Source organism: Burkholderia sp. 3C (assembly GCF_054589155.1).
Genome location: NZ_BAAILN010000069.1, coordinates 49,620 through 53,734, shown reverse-complemented (window position 1 = coordinate 53,734; position 4,115 = coordinate 49,620). Strand labels below are relative to the sequence as shown.

The 4,115-nt window shown below is 67.8% G+C and carries 3 protein-coding genes; 2 read left to right on the top strand and 1 reads right to left on the bottom strand.

The window, feature by feature from the left end:
* Positions 1 to 649: carotenoid oxygenase family protein (locus ACYP33_RS12675; protein WP_459622063.1), on the top strand; the 649-nt coding region annotated here is incomplete at its 5' end.
* Between the two features lie 82 nt (positions 650 to 731).
* On the opposite strand, the gene ACYP33_RS12670 is transcribed toward ACYP33_RS12675, so the two are convergent.
* On the bottom strand, positions 732 to 3,017 hold the full coding sequence (locus tag ACYP33_RS12670) for an NADP-dependent malic enzyme (RefSeq protein ID WP_414447255.1): 2,286 nt from the start codon (positions 3,015 to 3,017) through the stop codon (positions 732 to 734).
* Between the two features lie 139 nt (positions 3,018 to 3,156).
* On the opposite strand from ACYP33_RS12670, the gene ACYP33_RS12665 reads away from it, so the two are divergent.
* Positions 3,157 to 4,115, top strand: a 959-nt coding sequence (locus ACYP33_RS12665; RefSeq protein WP_459622106.1) for a LysR family transcriptional regulator, incomplete at its 3' end; no start/stop codon positions are given.

The window sequence follows — 4,115 nt, the reverse complement described above, 5'->3', positions numbered from 1 at the left end:
GCTGCGCTGGGACGACAGCCGCCCCGCGCGGATCGGCATCGTCGCGCGCGGCGGCGGCGCGCCGCGCTGGTTCGAGATCGCGCCGTGCTTCATCCAGCACACGATCAACGCCTACGACGCCGATGCCTCGACGATCGTGCTCGACGCGATCCGCTACCCGTATTTCCTGCGCCTCGCGCCCGGCGGCGCTGCGTTCGACGCGAACCCGCCCGGCGTGCCGTGGCGCTACACGTTCGATCTCGACAGCGGCGAGGTGGAGGAAGGGCCGCTGTCCGGCGTGGCGATGGAACTGCCGCGTATCGACGCGCGCCTGACCGGCCGCCCCTACCGCTTCTGCTACGCGGCCGAGCAACCCAACGTGGACGAGATGCGCGGCATCGTGCGGCTCGACGTGAAGACCGGCGCGATCGTGCGCCACGCGGTGCCGCCCGGCGACCAGAACAGCGAGCCGGTGTTCGTGCCGCGCGCCGGCGGCCAGGGCGAGGCGCACGGCTGGGTGCTGGCCTGCGTCTACCGCGCGGCCAGCGCGGCCAGCGACGTGGTGATCCTCGATGCCGAGCGGCTCGACGCGGGGCCGGTGGCGAGCGTGCATCTGCCGGTGCGGATTCCGGCCGGCTTCCATGGGGAATGGCTGCCTAACGACGCCTGAAACGACAACGCCCGGCGCTGCATGCACCGGGCGTTGTGTCATTGCCATCGAAGCGGCCAAGTCGGCCGCTATCTCAAGGCGTTCAGTCGCGGTTGGCCTGCAGCACCGTCAGCGCGGCCATGTTGACGATCCGGCGCACCGTCGAGCTGGAGGTCAGCACGTTGACCGGCGCGTTGACGCCCAGCAGGAACGGCCCCACTGCCACGTTGCTGCCGGCGCTGGTCTTCAGCAGGTTGTAGGCGATGTTGCCGGCGTCCACGTTCGGGCACACCAGCAGGTTCGCCTCGCCCTTCAGGCGCGAGTGCGGCAGGATTCGCGAGCGCAGCGCCTCGTCGAGCGCGCAGTCGCCATGCATTTCGCCTTCGATTTCCAGATCCGGCGCCTGTTCGCGCACCCGCTCCAGCACCTCGCGCATCTTCGAGCCCGACGCCGAGCTGCCCGAGCCGAAGTTCGAGCGCGACAGCAGCGCCACCTTCGGTTGCAGGTTCAGCCAGGCCATCTGCGAGGCCGCGGCGATCGTGAATTCGGCGATCTGTTCAGCGTCCGGATTGTCGTTGACGTGCGTGTCGACCAGCGCCACGGTGCGCTTGTCGAGCAGCAGGATGTTCATCGCCGCGTAGGTGTTCGCGCCGGGCTGCTTGCCGATTACCTCGTCGACGAAGCGCAGGTGGTCGTGATACCGGCCCACCGTGCCGCACACCATGCCGTCCGCGTCGCCGAGCTTGACCATCATCGCGCCGATCAGCGTCAGGCGGCGGCGCATCTCGACGCGCGCCATTTCCTTGGTGATGCCGTCGCGGCAACGCATGTCCCAGTAGGTCGTCCAGTACTGGTGGAAGCGTTCGTCGTACTCGGGGTTGGTGACCTCGACATCCTCGCCCAGGCGCAGGCGCAGGCCGAATTTCTCGATGCGCGCGAGCAGCACTTCGGGGCGGCCGATCAGGATCGGGCGCGCCAGCTTCTCGTCGACCACCACCTGCACGGCGCGCAGCACGCGCTCTTCCTCGCCCTCGGCGAACACGATGCGCGACTTGGCGCCGTCGCGCACGAATTGCTTGGCCGACGAGAACAGCGGCTTCATGAACGCGCCGGAGTGATAGACGAACTGCTGGAGCTGGTCCGTGTAGGCGTCGAAATCGGCGATCGGGCGCGTGGCCACGCCGTCTTCGATCGCGGCCTTCGCGACGGCCGGCGCGATGCGCAGGATCAGGCGCGAATCGAACGGCTTCGGAATCAGGTATTGCGGCCCGAACGACAGGTCGTAGGCGCCGTAGGCGGCGGCCACCGCCTCGTTCGCTTCTTCCTCGGCCAGCCCGGCGATCGCGTTGACGGCGGCGATCTCCATGTTCCGCGTGATGGTGGTGGCGCCCACGTCGAGCGCGCCGCGGAAGATGTACGGGAAGCACAGCACGTTGTTGACCTGGTTCGGGAAGTCCGAACGGCCGGTGGCGATCACCACGTCGTCGCGCGTCGCGTGGGCGAGTTCCGGGAAGATTTCCGGCGTCGGGTTCGCGAGCGCGAGGATCAGCGGCTTGGGCGCCATCTTCTTCAGCATCTCGGCGCTCAGCACGTTGCCGGCCGACAGGCCGAGGAACACGTCCGCGCCCTCGATCACGTCGCTCAGCGTGCGCGCCGAGGTGTCCTGCGCGAAGCGCGCCTTGTCCGGGTCCATCAGCGTGGTGCGGCCCTGGTAGACCACGCCTTCGATGTCGGTCGCCCAGATGTTTTCGAGCGGCAGGCCCAGGTCGACCATCAGGTCGAGGCAGGCCAGCGCGGCCGCGCCGGCGCCCGAGGTGACCACCTTGACCTGCTTGATGTCCTTGCCGACCACCTTCAGGCCGTTGATGAACGCGGCGCTGACGGTGATCGCGGTGCCGTGCTGGTCGTCGTGGAAGACCGGGATCTTCATCCGTTCGCGCAGCTTGCGCTCGACCGTGAAGCACTCGGGCGCCTTGATGTCCTCGAGGTTGATGCCGCCGAACGTGGCTTCCAGGCTGGCGATGATGTCGACCAGCTTGTCCGGATCGGTTTCGGTGATCTCGATGTCGAACACGTCGATCCCGGCGAACTTCTTGAACAGCACCGCCTTGCCTTCCATGACCGGCTTCGAGGCCAGCGCGCCGATGTTGCCGAGGCCGAGCACCGCCGTGCCGTTGGTGATCACGCCGACCAGGTTGCCGCGGCTCGTGTAGTTGAACGCGTTGGCGGGGTTCTCGACGATCTCCTCGCAGGCCACCGCCACGCCGGGCGTGTAGGCGAGCGCGAGGTCGCGCTGGGTCGCGAGCGGCTTGCTCGCGGTGACGGAAATCTTGCCGGGCGTCGGGAACTGGTGGTATTCCAGGGCGGCTTGGCGGTCGGTCTTGTTCATCGTCTCCACTCGGTCTAGGTGCGCCGGGCGGATCCCGGCGGGCAGTACGAGGAAACGATTCTAGGCAGCCGCAAACGGCGTCCTATTTTGAATTAGTATGGGCGCATCACATTTTCATGATGACCAGGAAGCCGGCAACGTGGCCTTCGATACGGAAGAAGTAATCCGGCGGCTCAGTACCCGCCTGAAGATCCGCCACCTGATCCTGCTGCTGCAGATCCGCCAGCACGGGTCGCTCACGCGCGTCGCCGAACAGATGGCGAGCAGCCAGCCGGCCGTCACCAATGCGCTGTCCGAGCTGGAGAGCATGTTCGGCGGCCCGTTGTTCGACCGCACCCCGCGCGGCATGACGCCCACCCTGCTCGGCAAGGTGGTGCTGGCCCGCGCGCAGGCCATGCTGCACGATCTCGACCACCTGACGCGCGACATCGAGGCCGTGGTGGCCGGCCATGCCACGCGCATCCATGTCGGCGTGATCCCGTTCATTTCGGGCCGCACGCTGGCCGCCGCGATCCGCCAGACCCAGGCCGAGGTGCCGCAGCGGCTGACCATGACGATCCACGAAGGCACCAGCGAAACGCTGATCGCGCAGTTGCGCGAGCATCAGCTCGACGTGGTGATCGCGCGCGCCACCTCCACGGTCGATCTGTCGGAGCTGCATTTCGAGGTGGTCTATCAGCAGAAGCCCCGGCTGATCGCGAGCCGCCGGCTGGCCGCGCGGCTCGCACGCAGCAAGCTCGACTGGCAGAAGCTGGTGGAGCTCGACTGGATCCTCGGCGCGCCGCACACGCCGATCCGCGAGCAGATTTCCGACCTGTTCCTGCGCGCGGGCGCGTCGCCGCCCGTGCCGATCGTCGAAAGCTATTCGTCGCGGCTGATCGGCGAAATCATCGCCTCCAACGAGAACGCCGTGTCGATCGTGCCGGCCGACATCGCCGAGGAACTCGTGCATATCGCCGGCGTGGCGATCGTTCCGTACACGCTCGACTGGACCTTGCCGCCGGTGGCCATCCTGACGCGCGACGGCGCGCCGCGCGAGGTCGATACGCTGCTGGCCCGGGCGCTGCGCTCGCACTACCAGGAAACCGAGGCCAGCCG

Bases quoted from the DNA above. Each gene is read 5' to 3' on its own strand.
- ACYP33_RS12670 (WP_414447255.1), bottom strand. From the start codon at position 3,017: ATGAACAAGACCGACCGCCAAGCCGCCCTGGAATACCACCAGTTCCCG.